Source organism: Enterobacter sp. RHBSTW-00994 (genome assembly GCF_013782625.1).
Taxonomy (GTDB): Bacteria; Pseudomonadota; Gammaproteobacteria; order Enterobacterales; family Enterobacteriaceae; genus Enterobacter.
Map to the genome: position 1 here is coordinate 718,745 of NZ_CP056199.1, position 25,315 is coordinate 744,059.

A 25,315-nucleotide genomic window follows, 5' to 3' on the forward strand; every position below is an offset into this window, starting at 1 on the left:
CTGGTCTACTTTTTACTGTCTTCTCTCTTTATTTTCCATTAAACGTGCCACGCAAGCGTTTTCCGATGTGATTTACTTGATCTTTTTGTCGGTTAATCGGCTTAACGCGCGCCAGCTTCCCAAAAGAACAAACAAAATATCCGTTTTGAGTTGACTTTCACCGACTAAATCCCCAGAATGCCGCCGTTTGCCGAAAATCCACTGGCAACAAATTTGCATTGATTCATGACATGGTTGTGAATTAATATGCAGATAAAGTGAGTGAATATTCTCTGGAGGGTGTTTTGATTAAGTCAGCGCTATTGGTTCTGGAAGACGGAACCCAGTTTATCGGTCGGGCCATAGGGGCAACAGGTTCGGCGGTTGGGGAAGTCGTTTTCAATACTTCAATGACCGGTTATCAAGAAATCCTCACTGATCCTTCCTATTCCCGCCAAATCGTCACCCTTACTTATCCCCATATCGGCAATGTCGGCACTAACGCCGCTGATGAAGAGTCCTCTCAGGTACATGCACAAGGTCTGATTATTCGCGACCTGCCGCTGATTGCCAGCAACTACCGCAATACCGAAGATCTTTCTTCTTACCTGAAGCGCCATAACATCGTGGCGATTGCTGATATCGATACCCGTAAGCTGACGCGTTTGCTGCGTGAGAAGGGTGCACAAAACGGTTGCATCATCGCGGGTGATAACCTGGATGCGGCCCTGGCGCAGGAAAAAGCAAAAGCTTTCCCTGGTCTGAACGGCATGGACCTCGCGAAAGAGGTCACCACCGCGGAAGCCTACAGCTGGACACAAGGTAGCTGGACGCTGGAAGGTGAGCTGCCGGAAGCGAAAAAAGAGAGCGAATTGCCTTTCCATGTTGTGGCATACGATTTCGGCGCGAAACGTAACATTCTGCGCATGCTGGTTGATCGCGGCTGCCGCCTGACAGTGGTTCCGGCGAAAACCTCTGCTGAAGAAGTGCTGAAGATGAATCCGGACGGTATCTTCCTCTCCAACGGCCCTGGTGACCCGGCGCCATGTGATTACGCAATCAACGCGATTACCTCCTTCCTCGAAACGGATGTTCCGGTCTTCGGCATCTGTCTTGGCCACCAGTTGCTGGCGCTGGCGAGCGGAGCTAACACCGTAAAAATGAAGTTTGGTCACCACGGTGGCAACCATCCGGTAAAAGATATCGATAATAATACCGTGATGATCACCGCCCAGAACCACGGCTTCGCCGTCGATGAGGCATCTATGCCTGCTAACCTGCGCGTGACACACAAATCGCTGTTCGATGGCACTCTGCAGGGCATCCATCGTACCGACAAGCCTGCATTCAGTTTCCAGGGTCACCCGGAAGCGAGCCCAGGCCCGCACGATGCCGCACCGCTGTTCGATCACTTCATCGAACTTATTGAGCAATACCGTAAGACCGCTAAATAATCAGGAGCCGAGAAGAAAATGCCAAAACGTACAGATATAAAAAGCATCCTGATCCTTGGCGCTGGCCCGATTGTTATCGGTCAGGCCTGTGAATTTGACTACTCCGGCGCGCAGGCCTGTAAAGCCCTGCGTGAAGAGGGTTACCGCGTTATCCTGGTCAACTCTAACCCGGCAACCATCATGACCGACCCGGAAATGGCTGATGCAACTTACATCGAGCCGATTCACTGGGAAGTCGTACGTAAAATCATCGAGAAAGAGCGTCCGGACGCGGTTCTGCCAACCATGGGCGGCCAGACTGCGCTGAACTGTGCGTTGGAACTGGAACGTCAGGGCGTGCTGGAAGAGTTCGGCGTCACCATGATCGGCGCAACCGCTGATGCGATTGACAAAGCAGAAGACCGCCGCCGTTTCGATGTGGCAATGAAAAAAATCGGTCTCGACACAGCACGTTCCGGTATCGCACATACCATGGAAGAAGCGCTGGCTGTGGCGGCTGACGTGGGCTATCCGTGCATCATCCGTCCGTCCTTTACCATGGGCGGCACGGGCGGCGGGATCGCGTACAACCGCGAAGAGTTCGAAGAGATTTGCGAACGTGGCCTGGATCTTTCCCCAACCAAAGAGCTACTGATTGATGAGTCGCTGATTGGCTGGAAAGAGTACGAGATGGAAGTGGTGCGTGATAAAAACGACAACTGCATCATCGTCTGCTCTATCGAAAACTTTGATGCGATGGGTATCCACACGGGTGACTCCATCACGGTTGCACCAGCCCAGACACTGACCGATAAAGAATATCAAATCATGCGTAACGCCTCGATGGCGGTGCTGCGTGAAATTGGCGTGGAAACTGGCGGGTCAAACGTTCAGTTCTCAGTGAACCCGAAAAATGGCCGTCTGATTGTTATCGAGATGAACCCGCGTGTATCACGTTCTTCCGCGCTGGCATCCAAAGCAACAGGCTTCCCGATTGCTAAAGTCGCGGCGAAACTGGCTGTGGGTTACACCCTCGACGAGTTGATGAACGATATCACCGGTGGCCGTACTCCGGCATCGTTTGAACCGTCTATCGACTACGTTGTGACTAAAATTCCGCGCTTCAACTTCGAGAAATTCGCGGGCGCGAATGACCGCCTGACCACCCAGATGAAATCGGTGGGTGAAGTGATGGCGATTGGCCGCACGCAGCAGGAATCCCTGCAAAAAGCACTACGCGGCCTGGAAGTGGGCGCAACCGGCTTTGACCCGAAAGTCAGCCTGGATGACCCGGAAGCGCTGACGAAAATTCGCCGTGAGCTGAAAGATGCAGGCGCTGAGCGTATCTGGTACATCGCCGATGCCTTCCGTGCAGGCCTGTCTGTAGATGGCGTATTCAACCTGACCAACATTGACCGCTGGTTCCTGGTGCAGATTGAAGAGCTGGTTCGTCTCGAAGAGAGCGTGGCTGAGATGGGCATCAACGGCCTTGATGCCGATTTCCTGCGCGTGCTCAAGCGCAAGGGCTTTGCTGATGCGCGTCTGGCGAAACTGGCTGGTGTTCGCGAAGCGGAAATCCGCAAACTGCGTGACCAGTACAACCTGCATCCTGTGTACAAACGCGTGGATACCTGCGCCGCAGAATTTGCGACTGACACTGCATACATGTACTCCACGTATGAGGATGAGTGCGAAGCGAACCCATCCGTTGACCGCGATAAAATTATGGTACTCGGCGGCGGTCCAAACCGTATCGGCCAGGGTATTGAGTTCGACTACTGCTGTGTACACGCCTCGCTGGCGCTGCGTGAAGACGGTTACGAGACCATCATGGTGAACTGTAACCCGGAAACCGTCTCAACCGACTACGACACCTCTGACCGCCTGTACTTTGAGCCGGTAACGCTGGAAGATGTGCTGGAAATCGTGCGTATCGAGAAGCCAAAAGGCGTTATCGTGCAGTACGGTGGCCAGACCCCGCTGAAACTGGCGCGTGCGCTGGAAGCGGCAGGTGTTCCGGTTATCGGCACAAGCCCGGATGCCATTGACCGTGCAGAAGACCGCGAGCGTTTCCAGCAGGCGGTTGACCGTCTGAAACTGAAACAACCGGCAAACGCCACTGTCACCGCGATTGAACAGGCCGTTGATCGGGCCAAAGAGATTGGTTACCCGCTGGTGGTTCGTCCATCCTACGTGCTGGGTGGCCGCGCGATGGAAATCGTTTATGACGAAGCTGACCTGCGTCGCTACTTCCAGACCGCGGTAAGCGTATCCAACGACGCACCAGTCCTGCTCGACCGTTTCCTCGACGATGCGGTTGAAGTGGATGTGGATGCGATTTGCGACGGCGAAATGGTGTTGATTGGCGGCATCATGGAGCACATTGAGCAGGCCGGTGTTCACTCCGGTGACTCAGCCTGTTCTCTGCCAGCGTACACCCTGAGCCAGGAGATCCAGGACGTCATGCGCCAGCAGGTGCAGAAACTGGCCTTCGAGCTACAGGTTCGCGGCCTGATGAACGTGCAGTTCGCGGTGAAAGATAACGAAGTCTACCTGATTGAAGTGAACCCGCGTGCGGCGCGTACCGTACCGTTCGTCTCCAAAGCGACGGGTGTGCCGCTGGCAAAAGTGGCTGCTCGCGTAATGGCAGGCCAGACGCTGGCTCAGCAGGGTGTCACTAAAGAGATCATTCCACCGTATTACTCGGTGAAAGAAGTTGTGCTTCCGTTCAATAAATTCCCTGGCGTTGACCCGCTGTTAGGGCCAGAAATGCGCTCGACCGGGGAAGTGATGGGTGTGGGCCGTACATTCGCCGAAGCGTTCGCAAAAGCGCAACTGGGCAGCAGCTCTACCATGAAAAAACAGGGGCGTGCGCTGCTCTCTGTGCGCGAAGGTGATAAAGAGCGTGTGGTTGACCTGGCCGCTAAACTGCTGAAACAGGGCTTCGAGCTGGATGCGACTCACGGAACGGCGATTGTTCTGGGTGAAGCAGGCATTAACCCGCGTCTGGTGAATAAGGTGCATGAAGGTCGTCCGCACATTCAGGACCGTATCAAGAATGGCGAATACACCTACATCATCAATACCACGGCAGGTCGTCAAGCGATTGAAGACTCCAAACTGATTCGCCGCAGCGCACTGCAGTACAAAGTGCACTACGACACCACCCTGAACGGCGGTTTTGCAACAGCCATGGCGCTGAATGCGGATGCGACCGAGAAGGTGACTTCAGTACAGGAAATGCACGCGCAAATTAACAAGTAAGCCAAAATGCCCGGCAGCATCTCGTCTGCCGGGTATTATCCCCACTTCAGAACCTTCTGGTTTCCCCTCCCGGCTCAGTTAGCTAACCTAAAATGGTTAGGACGATAATGACATTCAACTGAGAGCAGGGAAAAACACCATGCAAAATAAACAACTGATCGCATCGATTTTGACCGCAGCAGCGCTGTTTACCGTTGCAGGCTGTTCATCTAATCAGGCTGTTAAAACGACTGACGGCAGAACCATTGTGACTGACGGTAAGCCGCAGGTGGATGATGATACGGGCCTGGTATCCTACAAAAATGCCGAGACGGGTAAAACCGAGCAGATTAACCGTGACCAGGTTAAATCCATGGGTGAGCTGGATAACTAAGTTCTGCCAGTGGCCCCGTGAATGGGGCCAGCAATACAACCTACAGCAGATCCTGATTGATTTTGACGATGATCTTGCGCAGCGGTGCACCTGCATCAAGCGCACACATTGGGCGGTGTAGTTCGCCGGGGAAGAGGATCGCCAGCTCCTCCGGATGAAGGTGAATCAACGTTTCACTGCTGATGTGTTCACAAAAGCCGATATCATGCGCATCATTAAATGGACCGTTCGGGGTGATGCTAAGCCCCTTATTCCCCGCCCCAATAATCTCTTCACCTTTCAGAACAATATGAATATCTATGTACTGCCGATGATACTCTGGACGCTGTTCTGTCAACGATTTTGTCTGGCCTTCGACCACAGAGAAAAAGAGATTATCGCCTTCCACCGTATATTTCCCGGCGGGTAGTGTATGCGGATCTTGCGCGATAACCGCGTGAAGCGCTTTACGGATAGCCCGCGGATACGAGGTGTTTTTAGCGGCTGCGGTTAAGGTATCGATAATCATGCCAGTATCTCCCTGGGATGTGTCTGTTCGAGTAGCGTTAATGCGTTTGTCACGATCTGCGCCACGTTCGGCGCGACATCGACGGCGATAATATCCGGTTCGCTTTCATCAGGAGCTTCCAGTGCGGCAAACTGACTGCGTAACAACGCTTCTGGCATAAAATGCCCTTTACGCTGTTGCATACGCCCGAGGATGCAGTCGTAATCCCCTGTCAGCCAAAGAAAGCGCACATTATCACTCCCCTTGCGCAGTTGGTCGCGGTAGCGTTTTTTTAGCGCCGAGCAGACCAGCACGCCGGATTCATTCTTTTGCTCCAGGCTAAACATGACGTCCGCAATCCGCTCCAGCCAGGGGTTGCGATCCTGGTCATTAAGCGGCTGACTCGCCGCCATTTTGATAATATTCTGCCGTGGGTGAAGATCATCTCCATCGATAAACTTTGCCCCCAGTTGCTGGGCAAGGGCTTGCCCGACTGTCGTCTTTCCCGTACCCGATACGCCCATCAGAATAATGCATTGTCCCGCCATAATGCCTCCCGACTCAGACGGCAACCAGCATGCCGCCATCGACAAACAGCAGATGCCCGTTAACGAAATCAGATGCCTTTGAGGACAAGAACACCGCAGCTCCCATCAGTTCCTGAGGATCACCCCAGCGCGCCGCCGGTGTACGTTTGCAGAGCCAGTCGGTAAAGGCTTTGTCGTCGACCAGCGTTTGCGTCATCGCTGTTTTGAAGTAACCGGGGGCAATGCCGTTGACCTGGATGTTATGGCGAGCCAGCTCGACGCACATGCCGCGGGTGAGCATTTTGACTGCCCCTTTAGCTGCCGCATACGGCGTAATGGTGTCGCGCCCCAGTTCACTTTGCATGGAGCAGATATTGACTATTTTTCCCTGTCGGCGAGTGACCATACGTTTAGCCACAGCCTGAGAAACCAGGAATACGGCGGTCTGGTTAACGGAAATAACGTCATTCCACTCCTGGACCGGAAATTCGGTAAAAGGATGACGACGTTGAATGCCCGCGTTATTAAATAACACATCAATTGCGCCAATCTCTTTTTCAATCTGGCTAATGGCATTTTCTACGGAATCTGCGTCGGTGACATTAAATACCGCCGGATAAGCCGTTGCGCCTTCATCGCGTAATTTCATGACGGCATCATTAGCCCGGGTTTCAGAAATATCATTAATAATAATTTCCGCACCGTATTGCGCCAGACCCTGAGCCATGACAAAACCAATACCTTGCCCTGCGCCCGTAATTAAAATGCGTTTACCTTGTAAGCTGAAAAGATCTTTCATCTTGATATCCTGATTAACGGCTGAATAGAGATAACGTCGTGTGTTCTATCTCACGGATTTTCACCTGGTAAAACTGTGATGAAGATCACTTCAAATCGTGTTACGAAAAGGGGTTACGCTAAACGTGAAGCGGGGCGGGAAATGCCACACTGTGTAGGGGTTTTGCCCAGGTTGCGCGATTCTCTTTTCCCCCTGTGGCAGGCATAATGGCCTGATGTGGCGGCGGTAATTGACGGGTTGGTTGATGAAAGTACAACGTATTACGCTTAATGATATTGCAGAGCTGGCTGGCGTAACGAAAATGACCGTCAGTCGCTATTTACGTACTCCCGATAAAGTGAAGCCCGATACAGCGGAACGTATTGCCAGCGTGATTGCAGAGATTGGCTATGAGCCGGACCCGGATAATCCGGCCATGAGCAGTACCGTTGTTCCACGTATTGGCGTATTAATTCCTTCCTTTCATAACCAAATTTTTGCCGATCTGTTAGCGGGTATCGAATCGGTTACCGCTGCACACGGTTATCAGACGCTGGTGGTGAATTATGACTATGACCGCCAGCGTGAAGAGGAGCAGATTGCTGCAGTGCTGGCGTTTAACGTCAAAGGCTTGCTCTTAACCGAGTCTGTGCACACCCTACGGGCAGAAAAATATCTCAATGCGGCAAAAATCCCTGTTGCTGAAGTCATGGGGTTGTCTGATAACCCTGGGCGCATCAACGTGGGGTTTGATAATTTCAATGCGGGCCTGGATATGACCAATATGCTGCTGGCAAGCGGTAAGCGGCATATTGTCTACTTTGGTTCGATGTCGGATGTCCGCGATGAGCAGCGTTATGCCGGGTATTGCCAGGCGATGGAGCGTGCCGGGCTGGCGGTGGGGCGTATTGCGCCCAATAAGGTTTCGTCAGTGTCCATCGGGACAGGCATGATGACCCTGGCGCGCCAGATGTATGCCAGTATGGACGGTATTCTGTGTACCAACGATGACCTTGCTGTCGGCGTGTTACAGGAGTGTCTGGCATCGGGTATCCGCGTACCGGAGGAGATGGCGATTGCCGGTTTTCATGGCCTGGAGATCGGCCAGATTGTCTCCCCCCGTCTGGCGAGCGTTTTGACACCGCGTGCGGAGATGGGCAAGGTGGCAACCGAGATCCTGATAAAGAAAATCAAAGGGCTGCCAACGATTGAAAAAGTCGATCTGCACTACCGCCTGTCGATGGGGGAAACCATCTAAATTGTCTTACCGATCACGGACGGTGTAACAGCCGTTTTTAACACGATTCAGCGTGACGGAGATCGCAAAAAACCCTACAAAAAACCCGTTTGATAGTGTCATCAGTCTTAACGAAACTTCAAACAGGTGATCCCATGACTACTGCTATTTCCCGCGCTGTTCTTTTAGTGGCCCCCGTTATCGATAGCCTGCAGACGCAGCTGGCGAGCGAGTTCCCACTGCTGCGCCTGTACGAACAGGACGATCCCATCGCATTCCTGCGTGAGCAAGGTGAGAACATTGCCGCCGTCGTGACGCGTGGGGATGTGGGCGTACAAAACAGCGTGCTGGAGCTGCTGCCACATGCGGGGCTGGTGGCTATCTTTGGCGTTGGTACTGATGCCGTGGATCTGGACTATGTCCGCTCCCGGAATATCGCGGTCACGATTACATCCGGTGTCTTAACCAACGATGTAGCCGATCTGGCGATGGGGCTTCTGCTGGCTGGTGCTCGCCAGCTATGCCAGGGCGATCGTTTCGTGCGGGAAGGGCGCTGGCTCAGTGGTGGCCTGCCGCTGGCTACGCAGGTGAGCGGAAAACGGATTGGTCTGCTGGGCATGGGCAACATTGGTCAGGCAATTGCCCGCCGTGCTTGCGGTTTTGATATGCAGGTGCTGTATCACGACCGCAAACCCGCGCCAGAACTGGGTTATCAATGGTGTGCTGACCTGCATACGCTGGCCCATGAAAGTGATTTTCTGGTGGTTGCCGCATCTGGCGGTGATGCTAACCGGGGTCTGATCGACGCTTCAGTATTTAACGTGATGCCGAGGCATGCCTGGATTATCAACATCGCCAGAGGTTCTTTGATTGATGAACCGGCATTAATTCGGGCGTTACAAAACGGTGTTATCGCCGGTGCGGGTCTGGATGTTTTCGACGATGAGCCGAATGTTCCTGCGGAGTTGATGGCGCTCGAGAATGTCGTGCTGCAACCACATGTCGCCAGTGCGACCCATGAAACACGGCAACGAATGAGCGACGTGGTCTATGCCAACGTTGCCGCTTATTTTGCAGGCGCGGTATTACCCAACGCGATTAATTAATTCTTCACGTTTTATCTCTGTACCTGGTTCTTATGTAATCACAACAATAACCTCTGCATAGAGAGTGCAAAATATGAACGAGAACATTCCCAGCACCCGCTGGTTGCGTATTATTACGCCGGTCTTGATCGCCTGTATTATTTCTTTTATGGACCGGGTTAATATTAGTTTCGCGTTACCTGGCGGTATGGAAGAAGATTTAGGTATTACCAGTCAGATGTCTGGTGTTGCCAGTGGTATATTTTTTATTGGTTATTTATTTCTGCAAATACCGGGTGGACGTATTGCCGTTAATGGCAGCGGGAAACGTTTTATTGCCTGGTCCCTGATGGCGTGGGCGGTGGTATCCGTAGCAACAGGTTTTGTGACCCATGAATACCAACTGTTGGTTTTGCGCTTTATTCTCGGTGTCTCTGAAGGGGGGATGTTACCCGTCGTTCTGACGATGGTCAGCAACTGGTTCCCTGAAAAAGAGTTAGGGCGTGCCAATGCCTTTGTAATGATGTTTGCTCCTCTTGGCGGGATGCTGACAGCCCCGGTTTCCGGGGCCATTATCGCCTCGCTCGACTGGCGCTGGCTGTTTATCATCGAAGGCTTGTTGTCACTGGTGGTGCTGGCCGTGTGGTGGTTCATGATAAGCGATCGCCCGGAAGAGGCCCGCTGGTTACCGGCGGCTGAACGTGACTATCTGGTGAAAACCCTCGCGGCAGAGCGGGCCGCAAAACTGGCAGAAGCCCCCGTGAGTAACGCGCCCGTTAAAGATGTCTTCCGCAATGCCGGGCTGATGAAGCTGGTGATCCTTAACTTCTTCTACCAGACTGGCGATTACGGTTACACGCTGTGGCTGCCGACGATCCTTAAGGGGCTGACGGGTGGAAATATGGCGAGCGTGGGCTTCCTGGCGGTACTGCCTTTTGTGGCGACGCTTGCGGGGATCTACGTGATTTCTCTGTTCAGCGATCGCAGCGGTAAGCGCAGACTGTGGGTTCGTTTTTCACTGTACTGTTTTGCTGCTGCGCTGATTGCTTCCGTCGTGTTGCGCGAACATGTGGTGGCGGCGTACATCGCACTGGTGATCTGCGGATTCTTCCTGAAGGCGGCAACCAGTCCCTTCTGGTCAATGCCGGGTCGAATTGCTGCGCCAGAAGTGGCGGGGAGCGCCCGTGGGGTGATTAACGGTCTGGGGAACCTCGGGGGTTTTTGTGGCCCGTACCTGGTGGGGGTGATGATTTATCTTTATGGTCAAAATGTCGCAGTATGTGCGCTGGCGGGATCGCTGCTCATTGCCGGAACCATGACCTTCCTGCTGCCGAAAAAATGCGACCTGAGTGTAACCCCTGATGATGAACTCGTCAGTAAGCAGCCTCGTCGCGCGTAACTCCCGGATACATAAATAACAGTTATCATTGTAAGCGGTTCAATTAACTGTCTACACTCTGCTGATTGCAATACGCGTGAAGACAGGCTACTCAATGATTCTGATAATTTATGCGCATCCTTATCCGCATCACTCGCATGCGAATAAACGGATGCTGGAACAGGCAGGGACGCTCGACGGCGTGGAGATCCGCTCCCTTTATCAACTTTACCCCGATTTTAATATCGACATCGCCGCCGAACAGGCGGCGCTGGCACGTGCTGACCTGATTATCTGGCAGCACCCGATGCAGTGGTACAGCACACCTCCTTTACTCAAGCTCTGGATCGACAAGGTCTTTTCCCACGGTTGGGCGTACGGCCATAACGGTAACGCACTGAAGGGGAAAAGCCTGATGTGGGCCGTGACCACCGGAGGTGGCGAAAGTCACTTTGATATCGGTTCGTTCCCAGGTTTTGAGGTACTGGCACAGCCGTTACAGGCAACTGCACTCTATTGTGGACTGACCTGGCTTCCTCCTTTTGCGATGCACTGCACCTTTGTCTGCGACGATGAGACGTTGCAGGCGCAGGCTCGTCACTACAAACAACGCTTACTTGAGTGGCTGGAGGCGCACAATGGATAGCCATACGCTGATACAGGCACTGATTTACCTGGGGGCGGCAGCGCTGATTGTTCCCGTGGCCGTTCGGCTGGGACTGGGGTCTGTGCTCGGTTATCTGATTGCGGGTTGTGTCATTGGCCCCTGGGGTTTTCGCCTGGTCACTGATGCCGAGTCAATTTTGCATTTTGCGGAAATCGGCGTGGTGCTAATGCTGTTTGTGATTGGCCTGGAGCTTGATCCGCAACGGTTGTGGAAACTGCGGGCGTCGGTATTTGGGGGGGGCGCACTACAGATGGTGGCCTGCGGCCTGTTACTGGGCGGGTTCTGTATCCTGCTGGGCATGGAGTGGAAAGTCGCGGAGCTGATTGGGATGACCCTGGCGCTCTCGTCCACGGCGATTGCCATGCAGGCGATGAATGAACGTAACCTGACGGTATCCCAGATGGGACGTAGCGCGTTTTCCGTGCTGTTGTTCCAGGATATTGCCGCCATCCCGCTGGTGGCGATGATCCCGCTTCTTGCAGCTAGCGGCGCATCAACCACGCTGGGTACATTTGCGTTGTCGGCGTTAAAAGTAGCGGGTGCACTGGCGCTGGTTATTTTGTTAGGCCGCTACGTTACACGTCCTCTGCTGCGTTTTGTGGCTCGATCTGGCCTGCGGGAAGTGTTCAGTGCCGTAGCACTGTTCCTGGTGTTTGGTTTCGGTTTATTGCTGGAAGAAGCTGGGTTGTCGATGGCGATGGGGGCGTTCCTCGCGGGGGTGTTACTGGCAAGCTCCGAATACCGTCATGCACTGGAAAGCGATATTGAGCCCTTCAAGGGACTGCTGTTGGGGCTGTTTTTCATCGGCGTGGGTATGTCCATCGATTTTGGCACGCTGATGACGCATCCACTGCGGATCATTATTCTGCTGGTGGGCTTCCTGGTCATTAAAATGGGGATACTGTGGCTCATTGCCCGTCCCTTGAATGTTCCCAACAAACAGCGTCGCTGGTTTGCTGTTTTGCTGGGGCAAGGAAGTGAATTTGCTTTCGTGGTATTTGGTGCAGCGCAGATGGCAAACGTGCTCGATCCTGAATGGGCAAAAGCGTTAACGCTGGCGGTGGCTTTGTCGATGGCGGTAACGCCGGTTTTGCTGGTGGTACTGACGCGTCTGGAGAAATCCGGCAGCGAACAAGAACGCGAAGCGGATGAAATTGATGAAGAGCAGCCGCGCGTAATTATTGCCGGGTTTGGTCGTTTTGGGCAGATCACCGGACGTTTACTGCTGTCGAGCGGCGTGAAAATGGTGATCCTCGATCACGATCCTGACCATGTTGATACCTTGCGGAAATTCGATATGAAAGTCTTCTACGGTGATGCGACCCGTGTTGATTTACTGGAATCCGCAGGTGCGGCGAAAGCGGAAGTGCTGATTAATGCGATCGATGATCCACAAACCAGTCTGCAACTGGTGGAACTGGTGAAAGAGCATTTCCCGAATCTGGCGATCATTTCTCGTGCCCGCGATGTCGATCACTACATTAAATTGCGTCAGGCCGGCGTTGAGACACCGGAACGTGAAACGTTTGAAGGTGCGATTAAGTCGGGACGTCTGGCGCTGGAAAGTCTTGGATTAGGTGCATATGAGGCCCGCGAGCGTGCGGACTGGTTCCGTCGCTTCAACACCGAAATGGTGGAAGAGATGGTGGAGATGGCGGAAAGCACAGCGTCAGAACGTGCGGCGGTGTTTAAACGCACCAGTGCGATGTTGACGGAAATTATTAACGAGGATCGTAACCATCTGTCGCTTGTCCAGCGACACGGCTGGCAAGGCACTGAAGAGGGAAAACATACGGGCAATCCGCAGGATGAACCAGAGAGTAAACCTAATGCGTGAAGTGGAGTTGCCAGCAATTTTAAAAAATTTCCCGTTCTTTACTCTGGCTGTAGTCGACGAAAGATTATGCTTTCCGTATAGTGGCGGCAATTTTTTGCATCCGGGAATTTTTCAATGATCAGTCTGATTGCAGCGCTGGCGGTAGACCGCGTCATCGGTATGGAAAACGCCATGCCGTGGAACCTGCCTGCCGATCTCGCATGGTTTAAACGTACAACGTTAAACAAGCCGGTAGTGATGGGCCGCCTGACCTGGGAGTCGATTGGTCGTCCATTGCCGGGTCGTAAGAATATCGTTATCAGTAGCAAGCCCGGTACTGACGATCGTGTCGAGTGGGTAACATCCGTGGAAGAGGCGATTGCAGCCTGCGGTAATGCCGAGGAGATCATGGTTATCGGTGGTGGTCGTGTGTACGAGCAGTTCCTGCCGAAAGCGCAGAAGCTGTATCTGACGCATATTGATGCGGAAGTGGAAGGGGACACCCATTTCCCGGATTACGATCCGGACGAGTGGGAATCCGTGTTCAGTGAATTCCATGATGCGGATGAGCAGAACTCACACAGCTACTGCTTCGAGATTCTGGAGCGCCGTTAAGTCATTAGCCTCCCCCGACGGGGGAGGCTAAAAAGTATCAGGAGGCGACCGCCTCATTTTCCCCTAAGTCCAGTTGCCGGTTCGACGGCTGCACAAAGTAGGTTTTATCTTCCCAGCGTAAGCAGGTGAGCTCTCCGCCCCAGCAGCACCCGGTATCCAGTCCATAAATCCCTTCAGGCGTGCCTTTCCCTTCAAGCGATGCCCAGTGACCAAACACCACGCTGTATTCATTTGTTACCGGGCCAGGAATAGCGAACCACGGTTTTAGCGGGGAAGGGGCATTATCTGGTGTATCTTTGCAGTACATATCCAGCTGACCGTTCGGGAAGCAATAGCGCATGCGGGTAAATGCATTAGTGATAAAGCGCAAACGGGCAAGACCGCTTAACTCCTCACTCCAGTTGTTCGGCATATCGCCGTACATGGCATCGAGGAAGAACGGATAGGAGTCGCTTGCCAGAACCGCTTCAACGTCACGCGCACAGGCTTTTGCCGTTTCGAGATCCCACTGTGGAGTGATCCCGGCGTGAGCCATCACCAGTTTTTTCTCTTCATCAATTTGCAGCAATGGCTGGCGACGGAGCCAGTTGAGCAGCTCATCGGCGTCCGGCGCTTCCAGTAACGGTGAAATACGATCTTTGGGTTTATTACGGCTGATCCCCGCAAAGACGGCCAGCAGATGCAGATCATGATTGCCGAGAACAAGGCGCACGCAGTCGCCCAGTGATTTTACGTAGCGCAGGACGTCAAGAGAGCCAGGGCCGCGCGCAACCAGGTCGCCCGTCAGCCACAGCGTATCTTGCCCAGGTGTAAAATCGACCTGTTTTAACAACGCGATCAGTTCATCGTAGCAACCGTGAACGTCGCCAATGAGATATGTAGACATTGTATTAGTGAATGAGTGTTGGGACGGCGAGACGGAACACAGGAATGGCAATGCGGAAGGCATTACCATCGACGTCGACCATTTCATAATGGCCTTGCATGGTTCCCAGCGGTGTTTCTATCACTGCACCGCTGGTGTACTGATACTCTTCGCCAGGAGCGATGTGGGGTTGTTCACCCACGACACCTTCACCCTGGACTTCGATTTCACGGCCATTGCCATTAGTGATAAGCCAGTATCGCCCGAGCAACTGCACAGGCATCCGCCCCAGATTGCGTATGGTTACGGTGTAAGCAAATACAAAACGTTCTTCATCCGGTGTGGATTGCGATTCGATATAGATGCTTTGCACATGAACACAGACGCGGGGCGAATCATACATGACTTAACTCTCCTTCGGCGGCGCGTTGTCGCTAACGTAATTCGCCAACTGACAGTATTGCGCGACGGAAATGTTTTCTGCACGCATGGCCGGATCGATACCCAGTTCCGTTAATACCTCGACGGTAAACAAGTTACCGAGGCTGTTGCGGATGGTTTTACGACGTTGGTTAAATGCCTCCGTCGTGATACGGCTCAGTACGCGCAAATCTTTAACCGGATGCGGCATCGTGGCGTGCGGCACCAGGCGAACAACGGCTGAATCTACTTTTGGTGCTGGTGTAAAGGCGGTTGGTGGTACTTCAAGCACAGGGATAATCTGGCAGTAGTACTGCGCCATAACACTCAGTCGACCATACGCTTTACTGTTTGGTCCGGCAACCAGTCGGTTGACGACCTCTTTTTGCAACATGAAATGCATGTCGGCAATGGCATCAGTATAGCTAAACAGATGGAACATAAGCGGCGTAGAGATGTTGTAAGGCAGGTTACCAAAGACGCGCAGTGGTTTACCCAGCTTTTCAGACAGCTCGCTAAAGTTCATTGTCATGGCATCTTGCTGATAAATCGTCAGCTTTGGCCCCAAAAATGGATGCGTTTGCAGGCGAGCGGCCAGATCGCGATCCAGTTCGATAACCGTTAATTCGTCGAGGCGTTCACCGACAGGTTCGGTCAGTGCCGCAAGTCCTGGGCCGATTTCAACCATAGCCTGGCCTTTTTGCGGATTGATAGCCGAGACGATACTTTCGATCACAAACTGATCGTTGAGGAAGTTTTGCCCGAAGCGTTTGCGGGCTAAGTGGCCCTGATGGACTCGATTAGTCATTGCGTATTAGTGATCATTTTGATGGCGAGATTAAGCGCCGTAATAAAACTGCCGACATCTGCTTTTCCCTGACCCGCCAAATCCAGCGCAGTACCATGGTCAACAGACGTTCGAATAAAAGGTAGACCGAGAGTGATATTCACACCCCGGCCAAAGCCCTGGTATTTTAGCACGGGCAGGCCCTGATCGTGGTACATCGCGAGCACGGCGTCGGCATTATCCAGATACTTGGGCTGAAAAAGGGTATCGGCAGGCAGCGGCCCGCTGAGATCCATCCCTTTCGCGCGCATTTCATCCAGCACTGGAATGATGGTATCGATCTCTTCCGTGCCCATGTGCCCGCCTTCTCCAGCATGTGGGTTCAGGCCACATACCAAAACATGCGGCTGTTCGATACCGAATTTGGTTTGCAGATCGTGATGCAAAATCGTGATGATCTCACGCAGAAGTGCGGGAGTAATGGCATCCGGAATCGCTTTGATCGGCAGATGGGTAGTGACCAGCGCGACGCGCATTTCTTCGGTCGCCAGCATCATCACCACTTTTGGACTCTGCGAACGCTCTTCGAAGAATTCAGTGTGGCCGGTAAAGGGAATACCCGCCTCGTTAATCACACCTTTATGCACTGGTCCGGTAATCAATGCGGCAAACTCGCCCTTCAGACAACCATCACACGCGCGCGCGAGCGTCTCGACGACGTAATGACCGTTTTCTGTGCTGAGTTGGCCGGGTATAACGGGTGACCGCAACGGTACGGAAAGAAGGGTTAACGAGCCAGCCTGCTGTGGCACAGGCGGTTGGCCTTCAACGTAGGGCAGAAGCGTTAAAGGCAGACCGAGCAATGTTGCCCGGTCTTGTAACAGTGTTGCGTCTGCGCAGACGACCAGTTCGACAGGCCAGCTACGCTGGGCGAGCTGGACGACGAGGTCCGGACCAATCCCGGCGGGTTCGCCGGGAGTGATGACAACACGATGTTGTTTCATCAGTTGCTCAATATTTTCACGTAAGCGCTGGCGCGTTGTTCCTGCATCCAGGTGGCTGCTTCTTCAGAGAACTTACGGTTAAACAGCATACGGTAAGCTCTGTCTTTTTGCGCCGCGTCGGTTTTATCCACGTTGCGGGTATCCAGCAGTTCAATCAAGTGCCAGCCAAACGTGGAATGCACAGGAGCGCTCATCTGACCCTTATTCAGTTTCATCAGCGCATCACGGAAAGCAGGATCGTAAATATCTGACGCTGCCCAACCAAGGTCACCGCCCTGGTTAGCTGAGCCGGGATCCTGAGAGAACTCTTTTGCTGCATTCGCAAAGGAGGTTTTACCGCTCTTGATGTCAGCTGCAATCTGCTCCAGCTTCACACGAGCCTGGTCGTCAGTCATGATCGGAGATGGCTTCAGAAGGATATGACGTGCGTGAACTTCCGTTACGGAGATGCTCTGGCTCTGACCACGCAGGTCATTCACTTTCAGAATGTGGAAACCCACGCCTGAACGAATAGGACCCACGATATCGCCTTTCTTCGCCGTGCTCAGTGCCTGGGCAAAGATTGAAGGGAGTTCCTGAATACGACCCCAGCCCATCTGGCCGCCTTTCAGCGCCTGCTGGTCGGCAGAGTAGGTGATCGCCAGTTTACCGAAGTCGCCGCCATTACGAGCCTGCTCAACGATTGAACGCGCCTGGCTTTCTGCTTCAGCGGCTTGATCGGATGTTGGGTTTTCTGGCAGTGGGATCAGAATGTGGCTCAGGTTCAGCTCGGTGCTGGCATCATTTTGATTGCCAACCTGTTTCGCCAGGGCATCAACTTCCTGTGGCAGGATGGTGACACGGCGACGAACTTCATTGTTACGCACTTCTGAAATCAGCATTTCCTTGCGGATCTGGCTACGATACGTTGGGTAGCTGATGCCATCATAGGCCAGGCGGCTACGCATCTGGTCCATGCTCATGTTGTTCTGTTTGGCAATGTTAGCAATCGCCTGATCGAGTTGCTCGTCAGTGACCTTTACGCCCATTTTCTGCCCCATCTGGAGGACAATCTGATCCATGATCAGACGTTCCAGGATTTGGTGGCGCAGCGTTGCGTCATCTGGAAGTTGTTGACCTGCCTGGCCCGAGTTGAGCTTCACAGATTTCATCAAGCCATCAACGTCACTTTCAAGCACTACGCCGTTGTTAACCACAGCGGCGACTTTATCGACAACCTGGGGGGCCGCGAAGCTGGTGTTCGCAACGATGGCGATACCGAGCAGCAGCGTTTTCCAGTTCTTCATACTTTTTCCATTTCAATTAACCGCAAAGCGGATTACGTTGCAAATCAACTACATCACAAAGAAGTACGGTACGGCAGAATGTTCGAGCGTAGCATTTGCTGCGTGCCCAGACCATAGTTGGAGCTCAGGCCACGTAATTCGATATTAAAGCCGATGACGTTATCGTATTTGCTCTGATTGTTGTTGGTATTCCAGCCGTTAAGTTTGCGTTCGTAACCTACACGCAGCGCATAGCAGCAGGAGTTATATTGCAGACCTAACATCTGGTCGGCTGACTTATTGGTGTTGGTGTCAAAGTAGTACGCGCCCACAATCGACCAGCGATCGGCGACAGGCCAGCTTGCCGCACCACCCACCTGCGAGATACCTTCTTTGTATTGCTCTGCAGTGTATTGGGGTAATGTTGCCTGAATGTATTCCGGGCTGGCATAACGATAAGTCAACTGTACCATCCGGTCTTCATCACGACGATACTCAATTGCCGCACTGCTTGTCGCAACATTATTCAGACGCGTATCGTATTGCAGACCACCGCGTAAACCCCAACGGTCAGTCATGCGCCAGTAGGTATCACCCGCCCATACCAGTGAGCCTGTTTTGTTGTCTTTCTCCCAGTTGATGTTGTCATCACCGGTGCGAGACTCGGTGAAATAGTAGATTTGACCAACAGAAACGTTAAAACGTTCAACGGCTGCATCATCATAAACACGAGATGTAACACCCGAGGTCAACTGGTTGGCTGATGCGATACGGTCAAGACCGCCATATGCACGGTCGCGGAACAGACCGCTATAGTCAGACTGCAGTAAAGAAGAGTCGTAGTTGTTGATGTTACTTTGATCACGATACGGCACGTACAGGTACTGCATACGAGGTTCGAGCGTCTGAGTATATCCGTCCGCTACGGTCATATCGCGTTCGAAAATCAGCTTACCGTCCATCTTGAATTGCGGCAGCGTACGGTTGACCGACTCTTCAAGATTAGCGTTATTGCTGGTGTTGTAATCATCAATATTTTTCTGCTGATAGTGAGTCGCCATCAGCTTAGCTTCGGTGTTCAGGCTTGCCCAGTCGTTCGCCCACGGAAGATCAATGGTCGGTTCAAGGTGGACGCGTGTCGCTTCCGGCATACTTGAACTCGTATTGATGAAGTGCACCGCCTGAGCGTAAACGTGGGTATCGAACGGACCGACATCATTCTGATACCAGTTAACGTCTAACTGTGGTTCAGCACCGTATGTACTGCTCGTCTGGTTACTAAAGACCTGGAACTCTTTGGTAGAGACCGTCGCGTTAAAGTTCTCCAGAGCATAACCGACGCTGAATTTCTGCGTGGCATAGCCATCGGTACTCGAACCGTATTTCGAATCGAAGTCGTTAAAGTAGCTTGAGTCGCTGACTTTGGTGTAGTCGACATTGAAACGCCACACCTGGTCCATCACCCCGTCATGACGCCAGTAGAACATCCAACGGTGGCGGTTGTCGCCAGACGGATTATTCACGTCGTCCTGGTAGACTTTATCTGAAGGCAGATAGTCAAACTCCATCAGACCAATACCCGCCTGGGTCAGATAGCGGTATTCATTTTGCCACTGTATGTTGCCGCGCTTGTGGATATAGTGCGGCGTAATGGTGGCATCCATGTTCGGCGCAATGTTCCAGTAATACGGCAGATAGAACTCAAAATAGTTCGAGGTGCTGTATTTGGCATTGGGGATCAGGAAGCCTGAACGGCGCTTGTCACCTACCGGCAACTGCAGGTATGGGCTATAGAAAACGGGGACGGGGCCGAGTTTGAAACGCGCGTTCCAAATCTCCGCAACCTGCTCTTCGCGATCGTGGATGACTTCGCTACCCACTACACTCCAGGTATTCGAGCCTGGCAGACAGGAGGTGAAAGAGCCATTTTCCAGGATCGTATAGCGGTTTTCTCCGCGCTGTTTCATCAAGTCTGCCTGACCACGGCCCTGACGTCCTACCATCTGGTAGTCACCTTCCCAGACGTTAGTATCTTTGGTATTCAGGTTGGACCAGGCTTTCGGACCTTTCAGGATGACCTGATTGTCGTCGTAGTGCACATTACCCAGCGCATCCACCGTTCGAACCGGTTCGGCCGCACCTTCCGGCTGCTTCTGGTGTAACTGCACTTCATCTGCCAGCAAACGGCTGTTGCCCTGATTAATATCCACATTGCCCGTGAACGTGGCGTTGTCAGGATACGTGCCTTTTGAGCTGTCAGCATTAATTGTTACCGGCAAGTTATTCGTATCACCCGTCACCAATGGGCGATTATAACTTGGGACGCCAAGCATACACTGCGAGGCGAGATCGGCTGCCAGTCCCTGATGGCTATACAGGGCTGTGCCAATCATGGTGGCCAGGAGGGTGGGGATACGTTTTTTCATACGTTGTATTTAGTGTTCCGTCATCAGTGGCTACGGCTTACAAACGCTCAGAGACTATCTTACTCATTAGCGCAGTGCCAGCGTTAATCCTGCCCGTTTGCGCACCAGAGTGTTAGGCTCGCTATCGAATGACGGGTATGATAATGCAAATTATAGGCGATGTCCCTCAATTGACCGTGGCTCGACCACTGTAATGATGGCGTGATGTCGAACCGGGAACCTGACTATTTGGGGAGTATATGCAGTATTGGGGTAAAATAATCGGTGTTGCGTTCGCATTAATGATGGGCGCTGGGTTCTGGGGAATCGTGCTGGGCCTCATTATTGGCCATATGTTTGACAAGGCGCGCAGCCGTAAAATGGCCTGGTTTGCCAACCAGCGCGAGCGTCAGTCGCTCTTTTTTGCCACCACGTTTGAAGTGATGGGGCATCTCACTAAATCGAAAGGGCGTGTGACAGAAGCTGATATCCAGATTGCCAGCGTCTTCATGGATCGTATGAATCTGCACGGGGAGTCTCGTGTAGCGGCGCAAAATGCGTTTCGCATTGGTAAAGCGGACAATTATCCACTGCGTGAAAAAATGCGTCAGTTCCGCAGCATCTGCTTTGGCCGTTTTGATTTAATTCGGATGTTTCTGGAGATCCAAATCCAGGCGGCATTCGCTGATGGCTCCCTGCACCCTAATGAGCGTGATGTTTTATATGTGATCGCCGAAGAGCTGGGTATCTCCCGCATGCAGTTCGATCAGTTCCTGCGCATGATGCAGGGGGGCGCGCAGTTTGGTGGCGGGTATCAGCAACAGCAGTCTTCTGGTGGTGGCTGGCAGCAGGCGCAGCGTGGCCCAACGCTGGAAGATGCCTGCAATGTGCTGGGCGTGAAGCCAACAGACGAGGCAACGACGATCAAACGAGCCTACCGTAAGCTGATGAGCGAGCACCATCCGGACAAACTGGTGGCGAAAGGCTTGCCGCCAGAGATGATGGAAATGGCGAAGCAGAAAGCTCAGGAAATTCAGAAAGCCTACGAGTTGATAAAAGAGCAGAAAGGTTTTAGATAAGCAGGGCCGCGTAAGCGGCCCTTTGTTTTTGTGATTTAGCGGAACGACACGTTCACACCCGTATTGAATTGCCAGCCGTCAATACCTGCCTCGCCCAGGCGGGTTTGGTAGCCACCGTTAGCAAAGAGCGTAATGTTTTCAGCAGCTTTTCCATTTATCCCCAGATTGAAACTGGCATAGCTACCTGGGGTGGCGGCGCTAAAGTCGGCGCTTTGATCCGCATTGTTCCCGGAGATCGTCACGCCAGGATTATTATTTTCATCCCAGTTCACCTGTGAACCGGCTGTGAACTCCAGCGCATCAGTAAGATGATAGCGATAACCAAGACCGACGTGATAGAGCGGACGGACGATACTGTCGTAAGACGTGTGCGTATTATCAACGTCGTCGATATCATCAATATCAAGGTACTGTACTCCCACCCCTATCGCTGGAGTGACAACATGTTTGCCAAAGGTGAGATCTTTCCCCACGTTCAGATCGGCGGTCAGACCTTTCGCTTTCACTTTAGCAATACTTTCACCGCGCAGCGTGGTGCTGATATCACCACTGTATTTAGATACGTCCAGCAGTAGTTCACCGAACCAGCCGGAAGCATGACGCCATTCGGTCAGTGTGCTCAATGTATGTGCCGTGTAATCCCCTTGGCTTTCTCCATCCTGCGCATGTGGTGTGACGCTAATCTCAGCCGTTGACCATGCGACGTTAAGGGACAGGTGCTGTGACTCATCAGGACTTTGCCAGTGTGCTGCACGCCCACCAAACAGGAAGCCGTTTGCCTTTTGATCGAAATCGTAACCAAACTGGCTGAAGCTCAGGTTGCTGTTATAGCGATCATCCTGATGGAAGTATTCCATAAAGATGCCCAGATTTTCTTTCTCCGACCGCATAGCTTGCTGGTGAAGTGTGCTTCGCAGGGAATTGTTGTAGTTCAGTAGCGCCGTCGGCAGTGACAGATAGGACGGTACTTGTGGGATAACGGCACGACGAACGTTGTCTGCGGGCTGTTCTGGATCTGAAGGGAGATCCTCCGGCGGTGTTACATCAGGCAGTTCATCGTCAGCTGGTGTGTCTGGCTCGTCAACGACCTCTTCGGCTGGGATGGTGTTTTCCCCTTCAAAAAGAAGATCGTTTTGCAGACGGTAGTCCCAATATCGCTTGCCGGAGGTGAGATTATCACCTGCATCGCTTTTCCCTGGTGCGAAGGCATAAAGTGAATAGCGCCATGCCCCCATCGCAACATAACCACCGCTGAGCTTAACGCTTTCCTTACTGACACTGCCGTTTACCTGCACCAGCGAGACACCTTCTTGCGCATCGGCTTTACCATTGTTGTTGGTATCGGTATTCAGGGTTTCTCCCGAAAGTGAGAGATTGAGCCACAGCGGTTCATTTCCGCTGATATCGCCATTGATCACCAGACGGTCGGAAAGGCTGCTGGCTGTACCGAGCTGTGTGCGCAGAACCGCCTGACTATTGCTGCCAGTGGTCAGCGTACCGTTAATGTTCAGGGTTTCTGGTTCGAACACGCTAGCTTTCAGTAAGATTTCGGGTGTTTCGCGCTGCCAGCCGGGATAAATCACCGCGTTGTTGCCAAGCGTGATATCGGCCGTGGTTCCAGAGCCACTTAACAGTGTCCCACTGCCCATCGTGAGTGAAGAGGAGAGACGACCATTTAGTGCCAGTTGCCCTGCATTGATTGTTGTACCTCCCGTCCAATCGCCATTACCCGTGAACCACAGGATTCCGTTTCCCTCTTTCACCAGTTTGCCGTCTCCGCCGATGTCAGCGGTAATTTCAACGTCATTAAAGCCATCGGTGCTTTGATCCAGTGAACTGTCTTGAATAACGCGCAATGTGGCATTTTCGGCAAGTAAGGCTGAACCGCTGAATTTACTCCGGCTTTGCAGTATCAGTTCTGCGTTGTCGCTTATATTCACATTGCTGCTCAAGTCGCCATGCTCACCCACCATCAGGGACGTATTACTGCTAACGGTTGTGGTCGTGACAGCAAAGGTGCTATCAATCCAGTCGTTGCTAAACACGATATTATTAGCATGCGGGGTTGGACGCCCGCGCAGGATCAGATTGCCGTTAGTGAGGGACAACGTATTGACTGCGACATTACCCGCCAGCGTTCGCGTTTTGCTTTCCTCAGTGGATACGACAATATCAAGATTCCTCTGGCTCTCAGCAGCACCGATTTCACCAATAAACAACCGGTCTTTGTCAGAAGAGAGCGTGAGCGTAGAGCGTTGCTGGTTATTATTGTTGAGAAGGGTAGCACCGTTATCGTTGTGTTTGATTTCGTCAAAGGTCATATCGTAACCGTTGAGATCAATATTACCGCCACGGAAGCCAAACTGGACGTTATCAGCCGTGATTTGACCTTCGCCCGCCAGTTGTACGGTAGGGCGGCCACTTACCAGCGTGATAGTTGAAAAGGCCTGACGTTGACCCTTCTCATCGACACGTTGTGCTAATACAACAGTACCATCACCGACATTTAGCGCACCGCCGTTGATACCTTCTGCGTTAACATAAAGTGTACCCGCGCCGATTTTATGAAGTGTATCGCCAGCCAGACCATTAACCTGCCAGTTGACGGTTTTATCCGCATCGACTTCTACACCACCACCGACCCAGGTATAGTTTTGTCCTTCAGCAGGTTTGACGATGTAGTCATTTGAAAACTGGAGCTTAGCCGCACCATGATTGACGGATTGCTCAAGAACGATTGTCCCCCCGTCACCATTAAAACGGAGATCTTTGGTGGCATCTAGCTCAGCATTTGTTGACTGGGAAGGTAATTCTTTGTTCGCAACTCCATGCCATTGCCAGTTTGCGGCACCTTGAGAAATATTATCACTGCGCCATATTATGCTGCCGTTCTCAGCGCTGTCCGTTACATCGGGATCGGTGTTTTTAGCTAATACACTCTGATAAAAATCGTTACGGAAATAAAGATTGTAACTATTGACGGAATAAGGGGTACTCCCACTTATCCATGGAGATACTCCAATCAGTTTCCATATTTTATCCTGATTGTCGTAAACGAAAACAGGGCTTCCACTGTCTCCTGATTGCACCGCTGAACTAAAAGGGAGTGCTTGTGGATTAGGCGGACCGTAGTTTACCCAACGTAACCGGTAAGCATTTTCGAATACCGGGTTTGTAAACATACCACCAGTAACCCAGTTATAGGCACCCGTTAATGTTGTGACATTATTTGTCCCTGGAACAACCTGCTTCTGTGTGCCAGAACCGACTCGCGTATACCATGTATAACGTGATTTCTCTTTTAAAGCACTGCTGTCTTTAAGAATTGGCGTCGGAGCGCTTTCTGTCACCACTTTATTAAGTCGTGGTACGTGAAAGTCTATATTATATTCAGGAACGACAGGGTGATTATTACGGTTAATCAGGACATATTTCGTCTTGAATTTTGCATTGTTCCCGAAATCAACAGAAGTATAACCCCCATTATGCTTTACGCTGGTGATATAAGATGGGCCGACCAGCGTCGCGATACCCAGACTATCTGATACGCTAAAATCAGGCACTGGAAAATCGAGTGTCCCTGCAACAGTTCCATCCGTTTTATACACCACGATCCCTGTCGTGCCAGGGCTGTACTTCCCTTTGTTTTCAGCAAAATCTCTGTAATCCTGCACGGAAACGTCTTCACGCATCACACTTGCGTTAGCATCACAAAGCGCAAAAGAGATAAAACTGGCAAGCAGTTTTTTTTCCCATTTCATTAATCAGCCCCTTACAAAAATAAGGGGGGGATTATATTTTTATCCGATTTCTGGCGGTTTGGTTTTTATTAATTTGTGAATTTTGTTTAT

The 25,315-nt window shown here is 52.2% G+C and carries 20 protein-coding genes; 10 read left to right on the top strand and 10 right to left on the bottom strand.

The features are described from left to right. The first annotated feature begins 284 nt into the window (after window positions 1–284). The 3 genes from carA to HV346_RS03475 all read left to right on the top strand — a co-directional run bounded on the left by carA (window position 285) and on the right by HV346_RS03475 (window position 5,049). Window positions 285–1,433 carry a glutamine-hydrolyzing carbamoyl-phosphate synthase small subunit gene (carA, locus tag HV346_RS03465; protein ID WP_181622201.1) on the top strand — a complete coding sequence of 383 codons (1,149 nt, stop codon included), beginning with the start codon at window positions 285–287 and terminating at the stop codon, window positions 1,431–1,433. Between the two features lie 18 nt (window positions 1,434–1,451). After that, complete coding sequence (gene carB, locus HV346_RS03470) at window positions 1,452–4,676, top strand: carbamoyl-phosphate synthase large subunit (RefSeq protein WP_181622202.1); 3,225 nt, start codon at window positions 1,452–1,454, stop codon at window positions 4,674–4,676. A gap of 139 nt (window positions 4,677–4,815) precedes the next feature. Further along, the gene (locus HV346_RS03475) at window positions 4,816–5,049 is read left to right on the top strand and encodes a YgdI/YgdR family lipoprotein (RefSeq protein ID WP_181622203.1); all 234 of its coding nucleotides are present in this window, start codon (window positions 4,816–4,818) and stop codon (window positions 5,047–5,049) included. A 40-nt stretch (window positions 5,050–5,089) separates the two neighbouring features. On the opposite strand, the gene HV346_RS03480 is transcribed toward HV346_RS03475, so the two are convergent. The 3 genes from HV346_RS03480 to idnO are packed head-to-tail and all read right to left on the bottom strand — an operon-like array spanning window position 5,090 to window position 6,862. Then, on the bottom strand, window positions 5,090–5,557 hold the full coding sequence (locus tag HV346_RS03480) for a YhcH/YjgK/YiaL family protein (protein ID WP_181622204.1): 468 nt from the start codon (window positions 5,555–5,557) through the stop codon (window positions 5,090–5,092). Beyond that, window positions 5,554–6,084: a gluconokinase gene (locus HV346_RS03485; RefSeq protein ID WP_181622205.1), complete on the bottom strand. Its 531-nt coding sequence runs from the start codon at window positions 6,082–6,084 to the stop codon at window positions 5,554–5,556. The genes HV346_RS03480 and HV346_RS03485 overlap by 4 nt, the downstream gene beginning before the upstream one ends. A gap of 13 nt (window positions 6,085–6,097) precedes the next feature. Then, window positions 6,098–6,862: a gluconate 5-dehydrogenase gene (gene idnO / locus HV346_RS03490; protein WP_181622206.1), complete on the bottom strand. Its 765-nt coding sequence runs from the start codon at window positions 6,860–6,862 to the stop codon at window positions 6,098–6,100. Between the two features lie 244 nt (window positions 6,863–7,106). Between idnO and HV346_RS03495 the strand changes: the two genes are divergently transcribed. The 6 genes from HV346_RS03495 (at window position 7,107) to folA (ending at window position 13,639) form a co-directional block, all read left to right on the top strand. Then, window positions 7,107–8,099: a LacI family DNA-binding transcriptional regulator gene (locus HV346_RS03495; RefSeq protein WP_181622207.1), complete on the top strand. Its 993-nt coding sequence runs from the start codon at window positions 7,107–7,109 to the stop codon at window positions 8,097–8,099. Window positions 8,100–8,233: 134 nt separating this feature from the next. Continuing rightward, a complete protein-coding gene (locus tag HV346_RS03500) occupies window positions 8,234–9,184 on the top strand; it encodes a 2-hydroxyacid dehydrogenase (RefSeq protein WP_181622208.1) in 951 nt (316 codons plus the stop codon). Between the two features lie 73 nt (window positions 9,185–9,257). Beyond that, a complete protein-coding gene (locus HV346_RS03505) occupies window positions 9,258–10,562 on the top strand; it encodes an MFS transporter (protein ID WP_181622209.1) in 1,305 nt (434 codons plus the stop codon). A gap of 94 nt (window positions 10,563–10,656) precedes the next feature. Then, window positions 10,657–11,187: a glutathione-regulated potassium-efflux system oxidoreductase KefF gene (kefF, locus tag HV346_RS03510; RefSeq protein WP_181622210.1), complete on the top strand. Its 531-nt coding sequence runs from the start codon at window positions 10,657–10,659 to the stop codon at window positions 11,185–11,187. Beyond that, complete coding sequence (gene kefC / locus HV346_RS03515; RefSeq protein WP_181622211.1) at window positions 11,180–13,045, top strand: glutathione-regulated potassium-efflux system protein KefC; 1,866 nt, start codon at window positions 11,180–11,182, stop codon at window positions 13,043–13,045. Before kefF ends, kefC begins: the two co-directional genes overlap by 8 nt. Window positions 13,046–13,159: 114 nt before the next feature. Continuing rightward, window positions 13,160–13,639: a type 3 dihydrofolate reductase gene (gene folA / locus HV346_RS03520; RefSeq protein WP_181622212.1), complete on the top strand. Its 480-nt coding sequence runs from the start codon at window positions 13,160–13,162 to the stop codon at window positions 13,637–13,639. Between the two features lie 37 nt (window positions 13,640–13,676). On the opposite strand, the gene apaH is transcribed toward folA, so the two are convergent. Genes apaH through lptD form a run of 6 tightly spaced genes read right to left on the bottom strand, consistent with a single transcriptional unit; the run spans window position 13,677 to window position 20,406 of the window. Beyond that, window positions 13,677–14,525: a bis(5'-nucleosyl)-tetraphosphatase (symmetrical) ApaH gene (gene apaH / locus HV346_RS03525; RefSeq protein ID WP_181622213.1), complete on the bottom strand. Its 849-nt coding sequence runs from the start codon at window positions 14,523–14,525 to the stop codon at window positions 13,677–13,679. 4 nt (window positions 14,526–14,529) lie between these two features. Continuing rightward, entirely contained in the window at window positions 14,530–14,907 is a 378-nt protein-coding gene (gene apaG / locus HV346_RS03530) for a Co2+/Mg2+ efflux protein ApaG (RefSeq protein ID WP_181622214.1), read from the bottom strand. Between the two features lie 3 nt (window positions 14,908–14,910). Then, window positions 14,911–15,732 (bottom strand): 16S rRNA (adenine(1518)-N(6)/adenine(1519)-N(6))-dimethyltransferase RsmA, encoded by an 822-nt coding sequence (gene rsmA, locus HV346_RS03535; protein WP_181622215.1) that lies wholly within the window; start codon window positions 15,730–15,732, stop codon window positions 14,911–14,913. Next, window positions 15,729–16,718, bottom strand: a complete 990-nt coding sequence (pdxA, locus tag HV346_RS03540; RefSeq protein WP_181623686.1) for a 4-hydroxythreonine-4-phosphate dehydrogenase PdxA — start codon at window positions 16,716–16,718, stop codon at window positions 15,729–15,731. The genes rsmA and pdxA overlap by 4 nt, the downstream gene beginning before the upstream one ends. Beyond that, window positions 16,715–18,001 (bottom strand): peptidylprolyl isomerase SurA, encoded by a 1,287-nt coding sequence (gene surA, locus HV346_RS03545; RefSeq protein WP_181622216.1) that lies wholly within the window; start codon window positions 17,999–18,001, stop codon window positions 16,715–16,717. The genes pdxA and surA overlap by 4 nt, the downstream gene beginning before the upstream one ends. 53 nt (window positions 18,002–18,054) lie before the next feature. Further along, complete coding sequence (lptD, locus tag HV346_RS03550) at window positions 18,055–20,406, bottom strand: LPS assembly protein LptD (protein WP_181622217.1); 2,352 nt, start codon at window positions 20,404–20,406, stop codon at window positions 18,055–18,057. A 239-nt stretch (window positions 20,407–20,645) separates the two neighbouring features. On the opposite strand from lptD, the gene djlA reads away from it, so the two are divergent. After that, entirely contained in the window at window positions 20,646–21,464 is an 819-nt protein-coding gene (gene djlA, locus HV346_RS03555; RefSeq protein WP_181622218.1) for a co-chaperone DjlA, read from the top strand. A 35-nt stretch (window positions 21,465–21,499) separates the two neighbouring features. On the opposite strand, the gene HV346_RS03560 is transcribed toward djlA, so the two are convergent. Next, window positions 21,500–25,225 carry a S6 family peptidase gene (locus tag HV346_RS03560; protein ID WP_181622219.1) on the bottom strand — a complete coding sequence of 1,242 codons (3,726 nt, stop codon included), beginning with the start codon at window positions 25,223–25,225 and terminating at the stop codon, window positions 21,500–21,502. Window positions 25,226–25,315 lie beyond the last annotated feature (90 nt).